Source organism: Pseudoxanthomonas sp., assembly GCF_027498035.1.
Classification (GTDB): domain Bacteria; phylum Pseudomonadota; class Gammaproteobacteria; order Xanthomonadales; family Xanthomonadaceae; genus Pseudoxanthomonas_A.
On sequence record NZ_CP114978.1, the window covers coordinates 1,117,914 to 1,139,458 of the forward strand.

At 65.9% G+C, this 21,545-nt stretch carries 19 protein-coding genes; 5 read left to right on the forward strand and 14 right to left on the reverse strand.

Features of this window, described 5'->3' with window-relative positions; translation table 11 throughout:
- Positions 1-183: 183 nt before the first annotated feature.
- The 6 genes from O8I58_RS04875 to hflK form a co-directional block, all read right to left on the reverse strand.
- Positions 184-2,856, reverse strand: coding sequence for a M1 family metallopeptidase (locus O8I58_RS04875; RefSeq protein ID WP_298321139.1), 2,673 nt, complete (start codon positions 2,854-2,856; stop codon positions 184-186).
- Positions 2,857-3,210: 354 nt separating this feature from the next.
- Entirely contained in the window at positions 3,211-4,377 is a 1,167-nt protein-coding gene (locus O8I58_RS04880; RefSeq protein ID WP_298321141.1) for a pyridoxal phosphate-dependent aminotransferase, read from the reverse strand.
- 144 nt (positions 4,378-4,521) lie between these two features.
- On the reverse strand, positions 4,522-5,154 hold the full coding sequence (locus O8I58_RS04885; protein ID WP_298321143.1) for a hypothetical protein: 633 nt from the start codon (positions 5,152-5,154) through the stop codon (positions 4,522-4,524).
- A gap of 210 nt (positions 5,155-5,364) precedes the next feature.
- Positions 5,365-6,657 (reverse strand): adenylosuccinate synthase, encoded by a 1,293-nt coding sequence (locus tag O8I58_RS04890; RefSeq protein ID WP_298321145.1) that lies wholly within the window; start codon positions 6,655-6,657, stop codon positions 5,365-5,367.
- Between the two features lie 426 nt (positions 6,658-7,083).
- The gene (locus O8I58_RS04895; RefSeq protein WP_298321147.1) at positions 7,084-7,947 is read right to left on the reverse strand and encodes a protease modulator HflC; all 864 of its coding nucleotides are present in this window, start codon (positions 7,945-7,947) and stop codon (positions 7,084-7,086) included.
- The gene (gene hflK, locus O8I58_RS04900; protein ID WP_298321149.1) at positions 7,944-9,086 is read right to left on the reverse strand and encodes an FtsH protease activity modulator HflK; all 1,143 of its coding nucleotides are present in this window, start codon (positions 9,084-9,086) and stop codon (positions 7,944-7,946) included. The genes O8I58_RS04895 and hflK overlap by 4 nt, the downstream gene beginning before the upstream one ends.
- A 254-nt stretch (positions 9,087-9,340) precedes the next feature.
- Here hflK and O8I58_RS04905 point away from each other — a divergent pair, with 254 nt between their 5' ends.
- Genes O8I58_RS04905 through O8I58_RS04915 form a run of 3 tightly spaced genes read left to right on the forward strand, consistent with a single transcriptional unit; the run spans position 9,341 to position 13,464 of the window.
- Positions 9,341-11,143: a glycoside hydrolase family 15 protein gene (locus tag O8I58_RS04905; RefSeq protein ID WP_298321151.1), complete on the forward strand. Its 1,803-nt coding sequence runs from the start codon at positions 9,341-9,343 to the stop codon at positions 11,141-11,143.
- The gene (gene zwf / locus O8I58_RS04910; protein ID WP_298321153.1) at positions 11,140-12,897 is read left to right on the forward strand and encodes a glucose-6-phosphate dehydrogenase; all 1,758 of its coding nucleotides are present in this window, start codon (positions 11,140-11,142) and stop codon (positions 12,895-12,897) included. Before O8I58_RS04905 ends, zwf begins: the two co-directional genes overlap by 4 nt.
- Positions 12,898-12,951: 54 nt before the next feature.
- Entirely contained in the window at positions 12,952-13,464 is a 513-nt protein-coding gene (locus tag O8I58_RS04915) for a gluconokinase (RefSeq protein WP_298321155.1), read from the forward strand.
- 231 nt (positions 13,465-13,695) lie between these two features.
- On the opposite strand, the gene folP is transcribed toward O8I58_RS04915, so the two are convergent.
- The 4 genes from folP to rlmE form a co-directional block, all read right to left on the reverse strand.
- Entirely contained in the window at positions 13,696-14,595 is a 900-nt protein-coding gene (gene folP, locus O8I58_RS04920) for a dihydropteroate synthase (RefSeq protein WP_298321157.1), read from the reverse strand.
- A 152-nt stretch (positions 14,596-14,747) separates the two neighbouring features.
- Positions 14,748-14,918: a glycine zipper domain-containing protein gene (locus tag O8I58_RS04925; RefSeq protein WP_298321159.1), complete on the reverse strand. Its 171-nt coding sequence runs from the start codon at positions 14,916-14,918 to the stop codon at positions 14,748-14,750.
- Positions 14,919-15,013: 95 nt separating this feature from the next.
- Entirely contained in the window at positions 15,014-16,960 is a 1,947-nt protein-coding gene (gene ftsH / locus O8I58_RS04930) for an ATP-dependent zinc metalloprotease FtsH (protein WP_298321161.1), read from the reverse strand.
- A gap of 73 nt (positions 16,961-17,033) precedes the next feature.
- Positions 17,034-17,666 carry a 23S rRNA (uridine(2552)-2'-O)-methyltransferase RlmE gene (gene rlmE / locus O8I58_RS04935; protein ID WP_298321163.1) on the reverse strand — a complete coding sequence of 211 codons (633 nt, stop codon included), beginning with the start codon at positions 17,664-17,666 and terminating at the stop codon, positions 17,034-17,036.
- Positions 17,667-17,767: 101 nt separating this feature from the next.
- On the opposite strand from rlmE, the gene yhbY reads away from it, so the two are divergent.
- Both yhbY and O8I58_RS04945 read left to right on the forward strand, forming a co-directional pair.
- Positions 17,768-18,073, forward strand: a complete 306-nt coding sequence (gene yhbY / locus O8I58_RS04940; RefSeq protein WP_298321165.1) for a ribosome assembly RNA-binding protein YhbY — start codon at positions 17,768-17,770, stop codon at positions 18,071-18,073.
- 105 nt (positions 18,074-18,178) lie between these two features.
- Entirely contained in the window at positions 18,179-18,511 is a 333-nt protein-coding gene (locus tag O8I58_RS04945; protein ID WP_298322750.1) for an Mth938-like domain-containing protein, read from the forward strand.
- 140 nt (positions 18,512-18,651) lie between these two features.
- Here the strand turns inward: O8I58_RS04945 and O8I58_RS04950 are convergent, their stop codons facing one another.
- Genes O8I58_RS04950 through surE form a run of 4 tightly spaced genes read right to left on the reverse strand, consistent with a single transcriptional unit; the run spans position 18,652 to position 21,516 of the window.
- A complete protein-coding gene (locus tag O8I58_RS04950) occupies positions 18,652-19,434 on the reverse strand; it encodes a peptidoglycan DD-metalloendopeptidase family protein (protein ID WP_298321167.1) in 783 nt (260 codons plus the stop codon).
- A gap of 8 nt (positions 19,435-19,442) precedes the next feature.
- Positions 19,443-20,057: a YqaA family protein gene (locus O8I58_RS04955; protein WP_298321169.1), complete on the reverse strand. Its 615-nt coding sequence runs from the start codon at positions 20,055-20,057 to the stop codon at positions 19,443-19,445.
- A complete protein-coding gene (locus O8I58_RS04960; RefSeq protein WP_298321171.1) occupies positions 20,057-20,740 on the reverse strand; it encodes a protein-L-isoaspartate(D-aspartate) O-methyltransferase in 684 nt (227 codons plus the stop codon). The genes O8I58_RS04955 and O8I58_RS04960 overlap by 1 nt, the downstream gene beginning before the upstream one ends.
- Positions 20,737-21,516: a 5'/3'-nucleotidase SurE gene (gene surE, locus O8I58_RS04965; protein ID WP_298321172.1), complete on the reverse strand. Its 780-nt coding sequence runs from the start codon at positions 21,514-21,516 to the stop codon at positions 20,737-20,739. The genes O8I58_RS04960 and surE overlap by 4 nt, the downstream gene beginning before the upstream one ends.
- Positions 21,517-21,545: the final 29 nt, after the last annotated feature.

The following is a 21,545-nucleotide window of genomic DNA, read 5'->3' on the forward strand; positions in this document are numbered from 1 at the left end:
GCCCTTCGCCGCTGAAGCGGCTCCCACGATGCCGGATTTTCTGTAGGGCCATGCCCCGTGAAGGTGGCGTCTGCGAGAGGTCATGCGTACCCCGCACGCTCCGGCACATCCACATGCAACGCGAACAGAGCCAAAAAGAAGGCTCCCAATGGGAGCCTTCCTTCACGCCACTGGCGCTAAACCTCAGCCCTTCTGCTGCTTCAACCACGCCTCGATCTGCGGCAGGCGTTCGGCGCGGAGTTTGACGCGGGTCTGGATGCCGGTCATGGCGCTCTCGGCGGCGCGGCGCGAGGTGGGGGCGATGTACTGGTCGGCATAGGCCTTGATCTTGTCGACCATCTCCAGCTTGGTGGAGCCGGCGCCCAGGCGCGGGTAATAGCGGGCGCGCGAGGTGGAATCGACCAGCTTGTCGACCTGTTCGCGGTGGCTGACGGCAAAGTCGAAGGCCAGGTCCGGATGTTCGCGTGCGACGGTGCCGATCATGCTGGCGCCGTTGGTGGCGCCGGGCTCATCGGTCAGGGCCATGTCCAGCGCCTTCTGCGCCAGCGCGTCGTCCTTGGCGTAGGCCAGCAGCTCGTAGTCATCGTCGCGGATCATCGACGAGGTTTCCTGCTTGGCCATCGCATGCAGCGTGTCCCAGGTGGCGGCGTCGGCGTGGCGGGCGACGATGCCCAGCACGGTCCGGCGCAGTTCCGGCGACAACGTCTTGGGGTCAGCCTGGAAGGCAGCAAAGCGGCGACGGGCTTCGGCCAGGACCTGGGCGTCGCCCATGTTGCTGAGGATGGCGATCAGGCTGGAACGCAGCTGCTTGGTGGTGGACGAATCATCGGCGCGGTTGTCCCAGCCCAGTTGCTGGAACTTGGGCGACAGGCGCGCGATGGCGTACTTGCGCCAGGCGGCCTGGGTCTTGGCATCGCCGTCGAACATGTCGTCGAAGCCGCCCAGGGTGCCGGCCACCAAGCGCCACAGGTCGGGCGAGGCGTCCAGCGGCACCTTGGTGGTCAGGTCCAGCATGTCGCTTTCCGGCTGCAGGCCCACGGTGGCCAGCGCGCCGGCGTCCATCATCACGCCCAGCTGGTCGACCACCGGCAGCTTGGTGAAGCCGGCGCTGAGGGTCTTGAACTGCGCGGGTGCGTACAGGGTGCGGAAGTAGCCCTTCTGGCCGGCGTTGATGACGATGGGCGCGTCGCAGCCGGGCAGTTTGACCGTGGCGGTGCCGTCGACCAGCACGCGGACTTCCTTGCCGTCTGCGCCGCGCACGGCCACCGGGACGTGCCACTTCAACGGGACCTTGTCGGGGCGGTCGACGGTGAATTCGCCCTGGGTCAGGGTCAGGGTGGCCTGGCCGTCGCTGCAGGTGGTGCTGGCCTTGATCAGCGGGATGCCCGGCTGCAGGGTGAAATCGTGCGCGACCTGGGTGAAGTCCCTGCCCGGGGCGGCCTTGTCGATTTCCTGCCACAGCTCATCGGTGACGGCGTTGCCGTGCGCGTGGGCCTTGATGTAGGCGCGCACGCCGGTGCGCCAGTTGTCGGAGCCAACGTAGTCTTCCAGCATGCCGATCACGGCCGAACCCTTGCCGTAGGTGATGCCGTCGAAGGCCTGGCTGGCCTGTTCGACCGTGGCCACGTGCTGCACCACCGGATGGGTGGTGGCATAGGCGTCCTGGCCCATGGCGCCGCGGCTGGTGTAGGCAGCGTCGGTCTTGTCGATATCCCATTCCGGATGCAGTTTCTGGCTGGTGCGGCCCTCCATCCAGGTAGCGAAGCCTTCGTTGAGCCACAGGTCGTCCCACCACGCCATGGTCACCAGGTCGCCGAACCACTGGTGGGCGATTTCATGGGCGGCGGTGGTGAACACGCGCTGCTGGTCGTTGACGTTGGACACGGCCGGGTCCAGCAGCAGCGAGTATTCGAAGGTGAAGATGGCACCCCAGTTTTCCATCGCGCTGAAGAACTGGCTCTGGCCCGGCGCGGCGATGTTGTCCAGCTTGGGCAGCGGGTAATCGACGCCGAAATAATCGTTGTACTCGTGCAGCACGTCGCGGCCGGCTTCCAGCGCGAACTGCGCCTGGGACACCTTGCCCTTCTGCGCGATCACGCCGATCTCGGTGCCGTTGTCGGCCTTGGTGGTGGCACGTTCGAAATCGCCCAGGCCGAAGAACAACAGATAGGTCGACATCTTCGGCGAGGTCTGGAAGGTGGTGCGCTTCAACCCACCGCCGATGTCCGTGGACGTGGCGATGGGCATGTTGCTGACCGCCATCTCATCGGCCGGCACGTTGACGCTCAGGTCGAAGGTGGCCTTGAAGTTCGGCTCGTCCCAGGACGGGATGAAGCGGCGCGCGTCGGAGTTTTCGAACTGGGTGTACAGGGCGCGCTTCTGGCCATCGGCGGTGGCGTAATCCAGCGCGAACAGGCCGTTGGCCTGGGTGTTGATGATGCCGCTGTAGTCGGTGGCCAGCACGTACTTGCCCGGCTTGAGCGTCTTGTCCAGGGCGAAGCTGGCGGTCTGGGCGTCTTCATCCACGCTGACCTTGGCGGCCAGCGGCTTGCCCTTGGCGGCCGCCACGGTGCTGTGGGCGAAGCTCAGGTTCGCGGCCTGCAACACGATGGTGTTGGTGGGTTCCAGCACCTCGATGTCGATCCTGACCTTGCCGTCGAAGGTCATCTTGTCCGCGTGCGGAGTGATCTCCACCGCGTAGTGGCTGGGCCTGGCGGTACGCGGCAACTGGGTGGTCACCGTTGCGGCGCTCGAGGCGACCTGCGCGGCGGGGGTGGCGGGGCCGGACTGGGCGGCGGCGGTCAGGCTTGCACCGGCCAGTGCCAGTGCGATGGCGGTCACCAGGGTCTTGCGCATGGAAATCCTTCGGGAATGGGTGGCGCGCATGGCGCCGTTGGATGCCCCGATGATCGCCCCGCCCCACCCCGGCCCGACACCGCCGGAAGTCATGTCAGGTTTGTCAGGAACGCATGCCCCCGTGGCGGGGTTCATGCATGGGCGGACGCGTTGGCGTTGGCGTTCCGTAATGCACGCCCCGGCCCTTTGTAGAGCCGAGCTTGCTCGGCTGGGCCGTTACCAACAACCTGGCCGAAACGCAGCGGAGCGAGCTCCGCTCTACAAAAGCGCGGTCCCGGCTTTCTGGATTGCCACGCGCTCCGCTCTACAAGAGCGTGCGCGATGCTCTCGCTGCGAGGCAGCGGCCTGACGGCGCTATTGCCGCAGGAAGCGGGCCAGGCGTGCGGCGCCCTCTTCAAGGCGCGCCACCTCCCGCGAGGCGAAACACCAGCGCAGCCAGCCTTCGCCCGCGGTGCCGAAGGCGCTGCCAGGCGCCAGCCCCAGCTGCGCTTCGATGACCAGGCGCTTGGCCAGGGCCAGCGAATCGGTGTGCCCGGCCAACCGCAGCAGCACGTACATGCCGCCATCGGCCGGCACGATCTCCACGCCTTCCAGTGGCGCCAACGCAGCGACCAGCGTGTCGCGGCACTGGCGGAAGTGATCGACCAGCGGCGCGACGGTGGCCGAGGCCTCGATTGCCGCCAGCCCGGCGCGCTGCACGAACACTGGCGCGCACGAGGTGTTGTATTCGATCAGCACCCCAACCTGGCGCTGCAACGACGCCGGCACGGTCAACCAGCCCAGCCGCCAGCCAGTCATCAGGAACGCCTTGGAAAAACTCTGGACCACGACCAGGCGGTCGTCGGGTTCGGAGAGATCCAGGAAACTCGGCGCGGCCGCGGCGCCAGGCACGTAGTACAGCCGCTCGTAGACCTCGTCGGCCAGGATCCAGGTACCGGTGCGACGGCAGTGCGCAAGGATGACCTGCTGCTCGTCGCGGGTGAGCGTCCAGCCGGTCGGATTGTTGGGCGAACTGAGGATCAGCAGACGCGTGGCTGGCGTGATCGCTTCGAGCAGTTCCTCCAGGTCCAGCTGCCAGCCATTGGCCGCAGGCGACAGGCTCACTTCAACCACGCGCGCACCCAGCAGGCGTGGCTGCCAAACCAGGTTTGGCCACACCGGCGTGATCGCAACCACTTCGTCACCCGCTTGCAGCAGCAGTTGATTGGCGATCATCAGCGCGCTGACGCCAGAAGAAGTGACTGCGATCCGGTCGGCACCGACCGTGCCATGCAATGCCGAGGCATAGCCAGCGATGGCCTGGCGCAGCTCCAGCAGCCCCAGGTTGTGCGAATAGAACGTCTCGCCGCGTTCAATCGCCTGCACGGCCGCGGCACGGACTTCCGGCGCTGTCGGCATGTCCGACTCACCGAACCAGAACGGCAATACGCCAGCCTGTCCAATGCCCACGTTGGCCACTTCGCGGATCTGCGATTCAGGCATGTCGGCGATCAGGGGCCGGATGCCCAATGTGTTGCTCATGTGGAACCTTTCAACTCAGTGCACCGTGGGGGGCGATGCCTACACAACACTGAATCTGCTGGGACGCCCCAAGTCAAGCGCGCCGCCGACGTCGATTCAATCTCCGCTGACCAGCCGCCCGGCAATAGCAGACAACCGTATCGATCAATCCTGTGCCGGCGCGTCACCGCCAGAACCAAACCGCGTACTGCGACTTAGTAGCACAAGCGGCAGCCCAGCCAGTAGAAGCAACACGACGAGCACAGGCCAGAAGAAAAAGATCCACAACCACGCGTAGCCCGGATCACTGACCTTGAAACCCATCGCTGATTGCAGGCAAAGCTCGATACGCTCGCCGCGTATCGCATCGCCGACATCGAGAACTGAAACACTCAAACGGGAATGTCCCCGTGGCAGCGAGTTTGGCGCAGCTGCATCAGGCCAAGAAAATCGATGTGCATCACCATCATCTACAAAGCGAACAAGGCCACGGGTCAAGATATCTGCACCCTGCCCACCCACCGGCAATGCCTCAAGAATTTCGACTGAACTTGAGGTGCGGACCCGCAGCAGGACCCTGGAACCAGGGGCATCGAAAAAGAGTGCACGCCCATCCTCCGCTTCCATGTTCGAACTCCATTCCCCGAGTTCAGGGCGCGGCGCTTGCCCACGCTCGAACCACAGCTCCAGTTGAGGCACGCTGGGACGCAGGCGGAATATCGGGATCTCGACAGACTGACCAACTTCAAGCAACAGCGGTACGACTATGGCTTTCGTAGCAACGTGATGAGCCCACATGCCCAATCCAAAAAGCAGCCATGCCAATCCCCATGCCGCCCATCCAAACCTTAGCCATCGTCGCATTCCAGTGCCTCCATTCCATGCAGTAACACGATAACCGTTGCCGCCATCGACCGCGCCGGTCGACACTTTCTCATCGGAGATACGGCGAGAACAAAAAAGCCCCGGCTTTCACCGGGGCTTTTTCAGTTCAACCATCGCGGTGGATCAGGCGAAGGGATCCTGCAGGATCATGGTGTGGTCACGGTCCGGGCCGGTGGAGACGATGCTGATCGGGCAGCCGGCCAGTTCTTCCAGCGCGCGCAGGTAGGCGCGGGCCGCAGCCGGCAGCTTGTCCCACTCAGTGATGCCGTGGGTGTTCTCGTTCCAGCCCGGGAACTCCAGGTACACGGGGGTGCATTCTTCCCAGCCCTGCGCGTCCAACGGGGCGTACTCGCTGCGCTTGCCGCGGTATTCGTAGGCAATGCAGATCTTCAGCTTCTCCATGCCATCCAGCACGTCCAGCTTGGTGATGCACAGGCCGGAGATGCCGTTGATGGCCACGGCGCGCTTGAGCGCGACGATGTCCATCCAGCCGCAGCGACGCGGACGGCCGGTCGAGGCGCCGTACTCGGCACCACGGTCACGGATGCCCTGGCCAACGTCATCGTCCAGCTCGGTCGGGAACGGGCCGCCACCGACGCGGGTGGCGTAGGCCTTGGCGATGCCCAGCACGTAATCCAGCGACTGTGCGCCCACGCCGGTGCCGGCCAGTGCGCCGCCAACGGTGGTGTTGGAGCTGGTGACGTAGGGATAGGTGCCGTGGTCGATGTCCAGCAACGCGCCCTGGGCGCCTTCGAACAGCACCCGCTTACCCTGCTTGCGCAGGTCGTGCAGGATGCCGGCCACGTCGGACTTCATCGGCTCGACGTACTCGCCGAAGGCCAGCGCCTCGTCGTAGGTCTTCTGGAAATCGACAGCTTCCACGCCCAGGTACTTGGTCAGCACGAAGTTGTGGTAATCCAGCGCGGTGCGCAGCAGTTCTTCCAGCTGCTTGGGGTAATGCAGGTCGGCGATGCGGATGCCGCGACGCGCCACCTTGTCTTCGTACGCCGGGCCGATGCCGCGACCGGTGGTGCCGATGGCCTTGCCGCCAGCGGCCTTCTCACGAGCCTGATCCAGGGCGATGTGGTACGGCATGATCAGCGGCGCGGCCGGGGAGATCTTCAGGCGCGAACGCACTTCCACGCCATTGGCTTCCAGCTCGCTGATTTCCTTCTGCAACGCAGCCGGGCTGATCACCACGCCATTGCCGATCAGGCACAGCGCGTCATCGCGCAGGATGCCCGACGGGATCAGGTGCAGGACGGTCTTCTTGCCCTTGATGACCAACGTGTGGCCGGCATTGTGGCCGCCCTGGAAACGCACGACCGCACCGATTTCCTCGGTGAGCAGATCGACGATCTTGCCCTTGCCTTCATCGCCCCACTGGGCACCGATAACGACGACTGACTGACCCATGACGGGTAACTCCTGTTGTGTTGCGGCCATCGGGGCCGCGGACGGGGACCGGGCCTGGGGTTGGCGGCTTCGTGTTGGCCAGGTGCCATCGGGGCGCCTGCGCGAAGTGCCGTGTCCAGACACGGAAAAAGCCAGAAGGGTCTGCTCTGTGGGAGCGCCCGGCCGGCTTTTGTGCATTATCCGGGTTTTGGGTGGCGGGGGCCACCATGGGCATGGGAAATTTTGTTCAGGTTGCTGCCTTGGGAGCATCAGCGACCTTTTGCCTTTCGTAGCGCGCGCTCGCTTCGCTGGGGCTTTGCCCGTGTACCGACCGAAGCGCAACCGGGCAAGCTTGGCTCTACAAAAGCCGAGCCCTTGAATGAAGCGAGGCGCCCGAAGGCGCCCCGCTCGATCACGTCCATCGCGAATCCTCGCGATCAACCCATCTCAACGATCATTCTTCAGGTACTGCAGGAAGGGATCGCTCTTGTCCAGCACGATCACCGCGTTGCCATCGGCGAACGAATTCCGGTACGCCTCCAGGCTGCGATAGAAGGCGTAGAAGCCCGGGTCGGAGGCACTGGCCTTGGCGTAGATCTGGGCGGCTTCGGCGTCGCCTTCGCCGCGCTGGCGCTGGGCATCGCGCTCGGCTTCGGCGGCGATCACCACCTGCTGGCGGTCGGCCTCGGCGCGGATGGTGCGGGCCTGTTCCTCGCCTTCCGCACGCAGCGCGCTGGCCACCTGCTGGCGCTGGGCGCGCATGCGGTCGTAGACCTCGCCAAGCACCTTGCTGTCCTGCGGCAGGTCGATCTGCTTCAGGCGGATGTCCACCAGCTGCATGCCCAGGTTGCCGATGGCCTGGTTGATCACCTTCAGCTGGCCGGCAATGATCTCGCTGCGGTCACCGGACACCAGCTGGGTCAGGGTGCGCGAGTTGATCTCGTTGCGCAGCGAGTTGGTGATGATCGGGGCCAGGCGCTTGTTGGCCGTCTCCGCATCGCCACCGGTGGCACGGAAGTAGGCGCGCACGTCGGAGATATAGCCGATGGCGAAGAAGTCCACCGACACGTCCTTCTGCTCGCTGGTGAAATAGCGCTCAGGCGTGGTGTCCAGGATGCGGAAACGGCGGTCGAACAGGCGCGCCGATTCCACCACCGGCAGCTTGAAGTGCAGGCCAGGCTTGAGGTCGGCACGCACCACCCGGCCCAGGTTGAGCACCATGGCGGTCTGGTCTTCGCGCACTATGAAGACCGAACCCATCAGCCCCAGCAGGACGGCCACGATCACGGCCACGATCACGGAAGTCTTCATTGGCGGGCCTCCTCGCGGCCAGTAGGTCGCGGCGGACGCAGGTTGTCAGACGTTGAAGATGCACTGCTGGCGCTGCTGTCCACGGTGGGCAGCAGCGACTCCATCGGCACGCGCGGCAGGCTGGATGCCGGCGGCAGCTTACCGGCCTGCGCGCCCGCGTCCATCGGCACGTAGATCAGCTGGCGGCCATCGGCACCGACGACCTTGCGGTTGTGGGCCAGCACCTGTTCGACCGTTTCCAGCCACAGGCGCTTGCGCGTGGTTTCCGGGGCTGCCGAATACTGCTGTTCCAGCAGGGTGAAACGGTCGGCGTCACCCTGGGCATTGGCGATGGCCGCTTCCTTGTAACCCTGGGCGGCGGTGCGGGTGCGCGCGGCTTCACCACGGGCCTCAGGGACCACGCGCGCGGCGTAGGCCTGGGCTTCGTTGACCAGGCGTTCGCGACTCTGCTGGGCGCTGTTGACGTCGTCGAAGGCAGGCTTCACTTCATCCGGCGGACGCGCGTTGGGCAGGGTCAGGTCGGTCACGACCAGGCCGGAACGATAGGCGTTGAGCGCCGCCTGCAGGCGGTCCTTGGCCGCGGTGGCCAGCGGACCACGCTTGTTGAGCACGTCTTCCAGGGTGGCCCGGCCAACCTGTTCGCGCACTGCGCTCTGGGCGGCCTGGGTCATGACCTCGTCGGCGGCCGCGGTGCCGTACAGGTACTGACGCGGGTCGTCGATGCGGTACTGCACGTTGACGGTGACGTTGACGATGTTCTCGTCGCTGGTCAGCACCGGCAAGGTGTTGCTGAAGGTCTGGATGGTGGTCACGGCCACGTTCCGGACGCTTTCGATGGGCCAGGGCCACTTCAGGTTGGGACCGGGCTGCATGATCCGGACGAACTGGCCGAAGCGCAGCACGACGCCGCGCTGCTGTTCGCCGATCAGCTGGAAGCTGCTGAAGGCCACGACCAGCACCACGGCCACGCCGATCCAGCGCAACGGGCCACCGTTGCCGTTGCCACCAAGCAAGTTGCGCAGCTGGGCCAGCACGCCATCGAGGCCATCGCGTCCAGGCTTCCAGGAATTGCGCCCCCTGCCCGGCCCGCTGCCGTTTCCGTTGTCTCCCGAACCGCTACCAGGGGTGTTCCAGGCCATGCCCACTCCGAATTGATGAAGATGCACGTGCCTCCGGGAACCCCGGGGCACAGCGCGACCCGATTCTACTAGGTCGCCACCGGCATGCCGGCTGACAGCCCTGTCATGGCGTCGCAACCCAGCCAGCACAAGGCCGGAAGACGTCATATCTGCGCGATCTATGCCTTGCTTCGCCATCGCGCCACAAGGCCATCAGCACGCGGGGATGACATGGGCGCTGCTAGGAATGTCCCGTTTTCAACGGAACAGGCCGCATGTCCACGCCGATTGAACACTACGCGATGCTGGGCGACTGCCGCAGCGCGGCCCTGGTTTGCCGCAACGGCTCCATCGACTGGCTGTGCCTGCCCCGTTTCGATTCCGAAGCGGTGTTCGCCGCCCTGCTGGGCACGCCCGAACACGGCCGCTGGCTGCTGTGCCCACAGGATGAAGCCGCCACCAGCCATCGCCAATACCGCGACGGCAGCTTGGTGCTGGAAACCACCTTCGAAACCGACACCGGCGCCGTGCGCGTGGTCGACTTCATGGTCACCAGCCAGAACGGCAACCCCCACAGCCACCTGGTGCGCTGCGTCGAAGCGGTGCGCGGCCGTGTGCCGATGCGCACTGAACTGGTGATGCGCTTCGGCCACGGCCACATCGTGCCGTGGGTGACCCAGCAGGACGATGGCCTGCGCGCGGTGGCCGGACCGGATCAGCTGGTGCTGCGCTCGCCGGTGCCAATCAAGGGTCGCGACATGACCTCGCAGGGGCACTTCACCCTGGACGAAGGCGAGCGCACCTGGTTCGTACTCAGCCACGGCCCCTCGCACCTGGATGCCCCGGAGGCAGTCGACCCCGAGGACGCACTGGCCATCACGCTAGCGTTCTGGGAGGACTGGTCCAACCAGTGCGCCCCGGCCGGGCGCTGGAGCGCGCAGGTCAAGCGCTCGCTGGTGGTGCTCAAGGGCCTGAGCTACCTGCCCACCGGCGCGATCATCGCCGCCCCCACCGCCTCGCTGCCCGAACAGCTGGGCGGCGAACGCAACTGGGACTATCGCTACTGCTGGTTGCGCGATAGCAGCTTCACCCTGCTGGCGCTGATGAACGCTGGATTCCACAACGAGGCCGGCGCTTTCCGCGACTGGGTCAAGCGCGCGGTGGCCGGCACGCCAGGCCAGCTGCAATCGCTGTACGGCGTGGGCGGCGAACGCCGGTTGCCCGAATGGTCCGCGCCATGGCTGCCTGGCTACGATGCATCGCGGCCAGTGAACTTCGGTAACGCCGCCGCCGATCAATTCCAGCTGGATGTGTACGGCGAACTGATCGCCTTGTTCGAGATCGCGCGCCTGCGCGGCATGCCGGCCGGTGCGTATGGCAACCAGCTGGAGCGCGCCTTCCTGCTGGAACTGGAGAAGCGCTGGCAGGAGCCGGATGAAGGCATCTGGGAAGTGCGTTCCGGGCGACGCCACTTCACCCATTCCAAGCTGATGGCCTGGCTGGCGCTGCACCTGGCGGCGCAGAACGACCAAAGCGGGTTCTGCGACCAGGACCGCCAGCGTTGGCGGCAAACGGCTGACACGGTGCACGCGCAGATCCTGGCACGCGGGCTGCATCGCGACGGCTACTTCGTGCAGAGCTACGACAGCGAGGAACTGGATGCGGCACTGCTGCTAATGCCGATGGTGGGCTTCCTGCCAGCCGACGATCCACGTGTGATCGCCACGGTCGATGCGATCAGCGAGCGACTCACCGTCGATGGCCTGGTCAAGCGCTATAGCACCCATGGCGGCGTCGACGGCCTTCCGGCCGGGGAAGGCACGTTCCTGGCCTGCAGCTTCTGGCTGGTCGAAGCGCTGGTGATGATCGGCCGGATCGATCGGGCCACCACGCTCTACGACCACTTGTGCGGCCTGTGCAACGACGTCGGCCTGCTGGCCGAGGAATACGACCCCAAGGGCCAGCGCATGCTCGGCAACTTCCCGCAGGGCTATTCGCACGTGGCCCTGGTCAACGCCGCCTACCGCCTCACCCACCTCCACAACGCCAAGCGCAGCAGCCCAGAGGTTCTTTCATGACTGACACTACATCCCCCGGGGTGCGCGCCGCCGATGCTCTCGCCCCGCCCTGCCTGCTGGTGCTGTTCGGCGCGCGTGGCGACCTGGCCCGACGCCTGGTGATCCCCGCCCTGTACAACCTCAAGCGCGCCGGCCAGCTGGACGAACGCTTCGCCATCGTCGGCTTCGACCACGGCGTCAGCAGCGAAGCCGGCTGGCGCAGGACCATCGGTGCTGCACTGCGCAAGCAGGCGACGTCGCAGGGCGGCGAATTCCAGGCCGATGGGATCGATGAAAACACCTGGCGCTGGCTGAGCAAGCGCATGTACTACCAGCGCGGCGACTTCACCGCGGCCGCCGACTACCGCGCGCTCAAGAGCCGCCTGAGCGAACTGGACGGCAAGCATGGGACGCAAGGCAACGTGTTGTTCTATCTGGCCACCGCGCCGCGTTTCTTCGGCGCGGCGGTCAATGAGCTGGGCCGCGCGGGCCTGGTGAAGCAGGCCGGGGACGGCCCCTGGCGCCGGGTCATCATCGAAAAACCCTTTGGCCACGACCTGGACAGCGCCCGTGTGCTCAATGCCCAGGTCGCGCAGGTCCTGGCGGAAGACCAGGTGTTCCGCATCGACCATTTCCTGGGCAAGGAAACGGTGCAGAACATCCAGGCATTCCGCTTCGCCAATGGCTTGTTCGAGCCGGTCTGGAACCGCGACCGCATCGACCATGTGCAGATCACCGCAGCCGAAACCATCGGCGTGGAAGGCCGCGGGAATTTCTACGAACCCACCGGCGCGCTACGCGACATGGTACCCAACCACCTGTTCCAGCTGCTGGCAATGGTGGCGATGGAACCGCCATCGGAGTTCACGCCCGCGGCCATGCTGCGCCGACGTTCGGAAGTGATCGAAGCAGTGCGCCCGCTGGCCCCGCAGGACGTGGTGCGTGGCCAGTACGCCGCCGGCACCATCGGTTCGGACGCGGTGCCGGCCTACCGCGACGAGGACACCACGTCCAGCACTTCGGAAACCGAAACCTACGTGGCGATGAAACTGGCCATCGACACCTGGCGCTGGGCGGGCGTGCCGTTTTACCTGCGCACCGGCAAGCGCCTGCGCACGCGCACCACGGAGGTGGCGATCCGCTTCAAGCCCGCGCCGCTGGCGCCATTCCGCAACACGGCCGTGGGCGGTTACGGGCCTGACTGGCTGGTGCTGCACATCCAGCCCGATGAAGGGATCTCGCTGCAATTCGACGTCAAACGCCCGGGCTATCCTGTGGCGCTGGCGCCGGTCCGCATGGATTTCCGCTATCGCGACTGGTTCCCGCAGGAAAACACCGTCGGCTACGAGCGGTTGCTGCACGACTGCATGCGTGGCGAGGCGGCATTGTTCCAGGATGCAGCGATGGTCGATGCGGCCTGGTGCATCGTGCAGCCAGTGCTGGACGCCTGGGCCAGGCAGCCGGCGACCGAATTCCCCAACTACGCCGCAGGCAGTGCCGGCCCGGTCGCCGCCGACGCCCTGCTGGCCCTGGATGGCGGCCGTACCTGGCGCGCATTGACCCCGGGCCGTACGCGCCCGCCACATCGCCCACGCCAGCAGGGCGAAGCCAAGGCCGCCGCGGGAAAAGCCACATCGCCCGAAGGCACGAACGCGACCAGGGAAGCCCCCAGGAAAGTCACCGGCAAAGCATCCAAAGCCACGGCTTCAAAGAAAACAGCCGCGAAAAGAACCACGGAAAGAAATGTGCGCAAGCGCACCACTTCGTCGACCTGAGCATGCTGTGCTGACCCTGGAAACACTCGGGACGACGCAATCGGAGCCAAAGCCATGAATACACCCAGGACGCTGGTGGTGATGGGCGTCTCCGCCTCGGGCAAGACCACCGTGTCCAACGTGCTGGGCGCGGAGCTGGACTACCGCGTGCTGGATGCCGACGATCTGCACCCGGCCGAAAACGTGGAGAAGATGCGCGAAGGCATCGCGCTGACCGATGCCGACCGCCTGCCCTGGTTGAAGAAGGTCGCCGCCTGGATCACCGACCAGCACGCGGCGAATGTCGGCGTGGTGGTGTCGTGTTCGGCGCTCAAGCGCAGCTATCGCGACGTGCTGCGCAAGGCCGATCCACACATGGCTTTCATCTGGCTGGACGTGGACCGCCAGACGCTGGAAGCGCGGCTCAAGCACCGGCGCGGCCATTTCATGCCCGCCAGCCTGCTCGACGACCAGCTGGCGACACTGGAGCCACCAGGCAGCGACGAACGCGTGGTCCGCGTAGTACCTGACGGCCCGGTCGAAACCACCGTGGCCCACGCGCTCGGGCGCCTGTCGGACCTGCGCTAGGAAACGACGGGGCAGTCGCTTCTGCCTGCCATCCCGCCGTGCCCGACGCCATATCGCGGCTCAAGTAGGATCTGCCGTGTGGCATCGCGCAAGAAACCACCGACCGTCATTCCCGCAAAAGCGGGAATCCGGCAGCACTGGCCCATTGAACGCAAAGTCGCTGGGTTCCCGCTTTCGCGGGAACGACGAACACGGAACTGATGGAACAACACGCCAGCGGCTTCGCGCGTTTCAATCCTCGTCCGGCCAGCGGATCTGCGGCCTGACTGACTCCTGGCGCGGCATCGGCACCGCATCAACAGCCGCCCACACCTTCAGCGCATCGACCGTGGCGGCCACATCGTGCACGCGCAGGATCATCGCCCCGCGCTGGGCAGCGACCAGATGCGCGGCGACCGAGCCAGCGACGCGTTCGGCCGGCACTTCGCGCCCGGTCAGCTCACCGATGCTGCGCTTGCGTGACAGTCCGGCCAACACCGGCACCCCGAGTTCGGTGAAACGCTGCAGCTGGGCCAGCAGGCGCATGTTGTGCGCCGTGGTCTTGCCAAAGCCAAAGCCCGGATCGAGCACGATCCTCTTCTTGTCGATACCACTCATCTCGGCCGCGAAGATGCGTTCGGCCAGGAAGCGGTGCACCTCGCCCACCACGTCGTCGTAATCGGGCGCGTCCTGCATGGATTGTGGCTGGCCCAGCATATGCATCAGCACCACCGGCACGCCGAGTTCAGCCGCCGCTTCCAGCGCACCTTCTTCGCGCAGGCCACGGATGTCGTTGATCATGCCGGCACCGGCAGCCACGGCCGCGCGCATCACCTGTGGCTTGAAGGTATCGATGCTGATTGGCAGCGTGGTTTCGCGCGACAGGCGTTCGATCAGCGGCACCACGCGGCGCAGCTCTTCTTCCAGCGACACGGCCTGCGCGCCGGGACGGGTGGATTCACCGCCGATATCCAGGATATCCGCACCTTCGGCAGCCAGCTTCAGGCCGTGTGCGACGGCGGCTTCCAGCGTGTCGTGCTGGCCGCCGTCGGAAAAAGAATCCGGCGTGGCATTGACGATGCCCATCACCCGTGGGCGATCCAGGCGTAACACGCGGCCGGCGCAATCCAGCTGGACCGAGGTATCGAACATGGCGACTCCGACGTATGCGTGACTGCGCATGATACGCAAGGCGTCATCCTCGCCAGCACTCAGCGCAGCCGCGTCAACCCATGTTCAACCTGTGGAATCCCTGGCGATGCACCTCCAACGAAGGTCCAGGCCTTCCGGCACAGGCGTGCGACTCAGCGCGGGCGTTTCTTCTGGCTGAGCTTGAAGGCGCCCAGCGCCGCGCCAAGCCCGGCACCGATGGCCAGACCCACGCCGATGTCGTGCATCGCCACGCCAAAGGCCAGGCCGATGGCGGCACCCAGCACGATCCCGATTCCCAGGCTCCAGGCAGGACTCTTGGTCATATGTTCCTCGTCGCAAGCGGCCGGAAGGCTGCGGATCAAGAAAAAGGCCGGGACGATGCCCGGCCTTTTCATTCAACGACCAGAAGGCCCGCGCTTCAGGTCTGCGCAGCCGGCCCTGCGATGGGCGGCAATGGACGCTTGGGCGTACCGGCCCCGCTATCGTTGCCATCCTTGCCATTGCCGGTCTTGGCCCAGCCCATCGGCGGCGGCGGATCACGCCCTTCCATGACCGCGTCGATCTGTGGCACGTCGATGGTTTCGTATTCCAGCAACAGCTTGCCCATCGTGTGCAGCTTGTCGATGTTCTCGGTCAGGATCTTGGTGGTGCGCTGGTAGGCGTTGTCCAGAATGGCGCGAACGACCTCGTCAATCTTGCGCGCAGTGTCGTCCGAGACGCTCTTGTGCTGGGTGACCGAACGACCCAGGAACACCTCATCGTCTTCCTCGCCGTAGGCAATCGGCCCCATCTGGTCGCTCAGGCCCCACTTGGTGACCATGTTGCGAGCCATCTTGGTGGCGCGCTCGATGTCGTTGGATGCGCCAGTAGTGACCTTGTCCGGCCCGAAGATCAACTCTTCGGCGACGCGGCCGCCGTACAACGAGCACAGCTGCGATTCGATCGCGGTGCGGTTGTAGCTGTACTTGTCACCTTCGGGCAGGTACATGGTCACACCCAGCGCGCGGCCGCGCGGAATGATCGTGACCTTGTAAACCGGGTCGTGCTCGGGCACCAGGCGACCGACGATGGCGTGACCGGCCTCGTGATACGCGGTCAGGGTCTTCTCGTCCTCGCTCATGGCCATCGAGCGGCGCTCGGCCCCCATCAGGATCTTGTCGCGGGCACGGTCGAAGTGGTCCATGCGGACTTCCTTCTCGTTGCCACGCGCAGCGAACAGCGCCGCCTCGTTGCACAGATTGGCCAGATCCGCACCGGAGAAACCGGGCGTGCCGCGCGCGATGGTCATCGGCACCACGTCATCGGCCAGCGGCAGCTTGCGCATGTGGACCTTGAGGATCTGCTCGCGGCCCTTCACGTCCGGCAGGCCGACCACGACCTGGCGGTCGAAGCGACCCGGGCGCAGCAGCGCCGGGTCCAACACGTCGGGGCGGTTGGTCGCGGCGATGATGATCACGCCCTCACCGCCCTCGAAGCCGTCCATCTCGACCAGCAGCTGGTTGAGGGTCTGCTCGCGCTCGTCGTGACCGCCGCCCAGGCCGGCACCGCGATGGCGGCCGACGGCGTCGATTTCGTCAATGAAGATGATGCACGGCGCGTGCTTCTTGGCCTGCTCGAACATGTCGCGCACGCGGCTGGCACCGACGCCGACGAACATCTCGACGAAGTCCGAACCGGAAATCGAGAAGAACGGCACCTTGGCTTCGCCGGCGATGGCCTTGGCCAGCAGCGTCTTGCCGGTACCGGGCTGGCCGACCATCAGGATGCCGCGCGGGATCTTGCCGCCGAGCTTCTGGAACTTGGTCGGGTCGCGCAGGAATTCGACCAGTTCGCCGACCTCCTCCTTGGCCTCGTCGCAGCCGGCGACGTCGGCAAAAGTGACCTTGACCTGGTCCTCACCCTGCAGCTTGGCGCGCGACTTGCCGAAGGACATCGCGCCCTTGGCACCGCCGCCACCGCCCTGCATCTGGCGCATGATGAAGATCCAGAAGCCGATGATCAGGATGACCGGCAGGAAGTTGAGCAGGATCATGCCCAGCGAAATGCCGTTGTCCGGCTTCTCGCGGCTGATCTGCACGCCCTTGTTGATCAGGACGTTGACCAGGCCGTCGTCCTTCGGGCCGTACACCACGCCCTGGGTGGTGTCGCTGCGCTTGTAGCTGATGGCGTTGGTCACCATGTCGCTGTCATTGGTGAAATCCACCGAGCTGACCTGCCCGTTGTTCACTTCCTGCAGGAACTGGCTATAGGTGGCCTGCCCGCTTCCCGGACCCGCGCCTGAACGCGGCGAGAAGCTCTGAAACACCACCATGAGCACCACCGCCACGACGACCCACAGCAGCAGGTTTTTGGTCAAGTCATTCATCCTCATGGGCCTCGGTATTCCTCTGACGCTGTCACGTTAACGCGAAATGTCGTTGCCGGCCCGTGGACCGGTCTCACTTGGGCTGGGTGCGCTTGCCCTGCCCGAGTGCGTAAACCTCCGGAGACCGCTTGCGCGAGGCATCCGGTTTGCGGATCACCACGCGGTCGTAGCGCCGGCGCATGTCACGGATGTAATCGTCGAACCCCACGCCCTGGAACAACTTGATCAGGAACGCACCGCCGGGTTTGAGGTGGCCGTCGGCGAAATCGATCGCCAGTTCGGCCAGATGCATCATCCTCGGCTGGTCCACCGCATCCACACCGCTCTTATTGGGGGCCATGTCGGAAAGCACAAGGTCTACCTGTTGCCCGCCGAGCATCGCTTCCAGCTGCGATAACACGGCCTGCTCCCTGAAGTCTCCGTGAAGGAATTCGACCCCGGCCAGCGAGGGCATCTCCAGGATGTCCATCGCGATCACCGTGCCACTGCCCCCCATCTCCTGGCGCACGTATTGGGACCAGCCGCCCGGGGCGGCACCCAGGTCGACCACCGCCATGCCCGGCTTGAGCAGGCGGTCGCGCGCGATCAGCTCCTCCAGCTTGTAGGCCGCACGCGAGCGCAGGCCCTCCTTCTGCGCCTTTTTGACGTAGGGGTCGGCGAAGTGTTCTTTGAGCCAGCGCTGGCTGCTTTGACTGCGTTTGGCCATGACGGATGCCGAAGGCGCGGCGTGCGGCGCCACGCAATATTCAAGGAGAGGATGGCGCCCATGATACGCTGAACACCCGTCACCACCTTAGTCCCGTCTGCATGTCAGTAGTCCTTACCTCTGCCCAGAACCGTTTCCTGCGTGGGCAGGCCCACGGGCTCAAGGCTGCACTGCAGACCGGCGGCAAGGGCCTGACCGATGCTTTCTTCGCTGAACTGGAAGAAGTGCTGGAGCGCCACGAACTGATCAAGGTGAAGCTTGCGGCCGAAGACCGTGAAGCCCGCGACGCCATGATCCAGCAGGTCGCCCAGCGCATGGAGGCCGCCGTCGTGCAGCGCATCGGCCACGTGGTCGTGCTGTACCGCCCCGGCCGCGACAAGCGCAACATCGTCCTGCCGCGGGCCTGATCGCCCCGGCATCGTTCCGGGCCTGGCGGCCTCCCGGGGCCGAGCGCCCGCCACGGGAACCCCCCATGCCAGCTCAGCCACGAACGCCCCGATTACGCTTACAGCCTGCGTGCGGCCGACGGCCGCAGCGCCAAGGTCAACGATCAGGTCCTGCACCAGAGCTTCATCCTGACCCCGGCCACCCTGCAGACCGACTGGCCCGTCACCCAGGCCGAAACACTGGATGCCGCTACGCTGCAACCGCTGCTGGCCCTGGACCCGGAAATCGTGCTGCTCGGCACGGGCGCGCGCCAGGTGTTCCCGCCGGCCGAGGCCATGGCCGCCTGCCTGACCCGCGGCGTGGGCATCGAAGTGATGACCAACGACGCCGCCGCGCGCACCTTCCACATCCTGGCCGGCGAAGGCCGGCGCGTGGTGGCTGGGTTCATCCTCGGCTGAGCACAGTGGCTCCCTGTAGAGCGGAGCTTGCTCCGCTGGGGCTTTACCCGAGAACTGGCGGAAGAGCGGCGGAGTCCCAAAAAGGGGATTGCCACAAGCTCCGCTCTACAGGAAACGGGCCGGCCGTTGCGCTGAAACGGTTACCGCGCCGGCAGATAGCCCTGCGGGTCGACCGGCTTGCCGTTGTAGCGGATCTCGAAGTGCAGCATGTCGCGCGAGGCGCCGCTGCGGCCCATCTCGGCGATCTGCTGGCCAGCCTTCACATTCTGGCCTTCGTTGACCAGGCGCTTGCGGTTGTGGCCGTAGGCCGACAGCCAGGTTTCGCTGTGCTTGACGATGATCAGCTCGCCGTAACCCACCAGTCCGGCGCCGGAATACACCACCACGCCATCGGCCGAGGCACGCACCGCGTCGCCGCCGTTGCCGGCGATATCCACGCCCTGGTTGGCGGCATCGCCGGCGACGAAGCGGCCCACGATCTGGCCATCGGCCGGCCAGCGCCACTTGATGTCGCTTTTGACTGGCGGCGCAACGACCACCGGCGCGGCGGTCGGCGGCGTAGCCGGCCGGCCGGTTGCCACGGTGGTTCCCGCAGGACGTGCGCCACCGGGCGGATACAGCTTCAACGACTGGCCCGGATAGATGGTGTACGGCGGTGGGATGCCGTTCCAGGCGGCCAGGTCGGAAGCCACGATCCCATTGTCAGCCGCGATGCGGTAGAGCGTCTGCCCGCGCTGGACGGTGGCGCTCTGCCCATACTTGGGCTTGGACACCGGACGTGGCGCACTGGCGCCACTGGCACCGCGACTGGACGGACCATTGGTCCGGGTGACGGTACTGCTGCAGGCCGCGACCAGCGTGGTCATGCCGACGATCAGCGCCACCTGCGCGGCACGTGTTTTCAGGGACACAACCAGGTCCATGCGAATGCTCATCCGTACTTTGCCCTCCACGCCAGCACACCAATCACCACCAGCAACAGGACGCTGGCGATCCAGCCCACCGGTTCGATCCAGCGCCGCAGCGCCGCTTCCGCACGTTCACCACCCAGGCGCAGGGCCAGGGCAATCAGGAACACGCGCTTGCCGCGACCCACGATCATGCTCGCGATGAACGGTAGCAGCGGCACTCCGACGATGCCTGAGGCCCACGTAAATATCTTCAGCGGGATCGGTGTGAACCCGGCCAGCACCAGCAGCCAGAACGCGCGCCAGGGCGACTGCGCCACCAGTTCGCGCAGGTGCGCCACCTGCCCGTCCACCGCGTCGCGCCAGCCCATCGCATCGATCAGCGGCTGCACGGCGGTGTAGGCGAAATGGCCCAGCGCATAGCCGATCAGCGCGCCCAGCAGCGAACCCACCAGGCTGATGCCGGCGAACGAGAACGCACGCTTGGGTTGGGCCAGGCACATCGGTGCCAGCATCACTTCCGGCGGCACCGGGAAGAAGATCGCTTCGATGAAGCTCAGGCCGAACAGCAGGCGCGGCGCCTGGCGATGGCGCGACCACGCGATGGCGCGGGCGTACAGCGGTCCGAAAAGCTGCATCAGTCGAGGGTTCCCGAAAGCAGGGGGACAAACATGGCCGGCGCCAACGTGGCCTGCCGCAGGGTGCCGTCCGCATCCTTGCTGACCTGCACCAACGCCTGCGACGACGCACCGCCGACCGGTGCCACCAGCACCCCGCCCGGCGCGAGCTGCTCGATCAGCGCCGAAACCAGCGCCGGGCCGGCAGCGGTGACGATAATGGCGTCATAAGGCGCATGTTCCGGCCAGCCGATGCGGCCGTCGTCGTGCTTGCTGCGCACGTTCATGCCGAGCTGGCGCAGGCGCTTGCGTGCCAGGCGCAGCAGGTCGCCGATGCGCTCGACCGTAAAGACTTCCAGGCCCAGCGCAGCCAGCACGGCCGCCTGGTAACCCGAACCTGTACCGACTTCCAGCACGGTCTTCGGATTGCGATCAGCCAGCAGCACCTCGGTCATGCGCGCCACCACCCACGGCTGGGAAATGGTCTGGCTGTGGCCGATCGGCAGCGCGGTGTCCTCGTAGGCACGGGTGGCCAGCGCTTCGTCCACGAACAGATGGCGCGGCACCGTGCCGATGGCGTTGAGCACGTGCTCGTCGGCGATGCCGGCTTCGCGCAGGCGCTGGACCAGGCGGTCGCGCACGCGCTGCGATGTCATGCCCGAACCGGCAGCCTCGGCGGGCTGCAACCGCAACCGTGGCGTCATGCCGACGGCTCCAGGCTGGCGGTCAGGCCGCCGACCCAGCTGGCTACCGTTTCCAGTGCCTGGTAGCGGGTCAGGTCGACGTGGATCGGCGTGATCGAGATGCTGCCGTGGCGCACGGCATGGAAATCGGTACCGACGCCGGCGTCCTGTTCCTGTCCGGCCGGGCCGATCCAGTACACGGTGCCGCCACGCGGATCGTTCTGCGGCATGCAGGCCTCGGACCGGTGGCGGTTGCCCAGCCGGGTGACCTCGAAGCCCTCCACCTCGTCCCAGGCCAGGTCCGGCACGTTGACATTGAGGATGGTATTGGCCGGCAGCGGGTCGGACTTCAGCCGGGCCACGATCTGTACCGCGGCGCGTGCGGCAGTCTCGTAATGCCTGGCGAGGTGGTCGCGGGTGACCAGCGACACCGCCACGGCGGGCAGGCCCAGGAAACGCCCTTCCATCGCCGCCGACACGGTGCCCGAATAGATCACGTCATCGCCCAGGTTGGCCGAATTGTTGATCCCGGACACCACGATGTCCGGATCGAAATCCAGCATCCCGGTCAGTGCCAGGTGAACGCAGTCGGTCGGCGTGCCGTTGACGCGGATGGTGCGTTCATCCAGCTGGCGCGTGCGGATCGGCAGGTCCAGGGTCAGCGAGTTGCTGGCGCCGGAGCGGTCGCGGTCTGGCGCCACCACCCACACGTCGTGGCCGGCGGCCCGCAGGCCTTCGGCGAGAATGCGGATTCCGGGGGCGTCTACGCCGTCGTCGTTGCTTACAAGTACGCGCACTGAACTTCCTTCGATGATGCCCGCCCGAT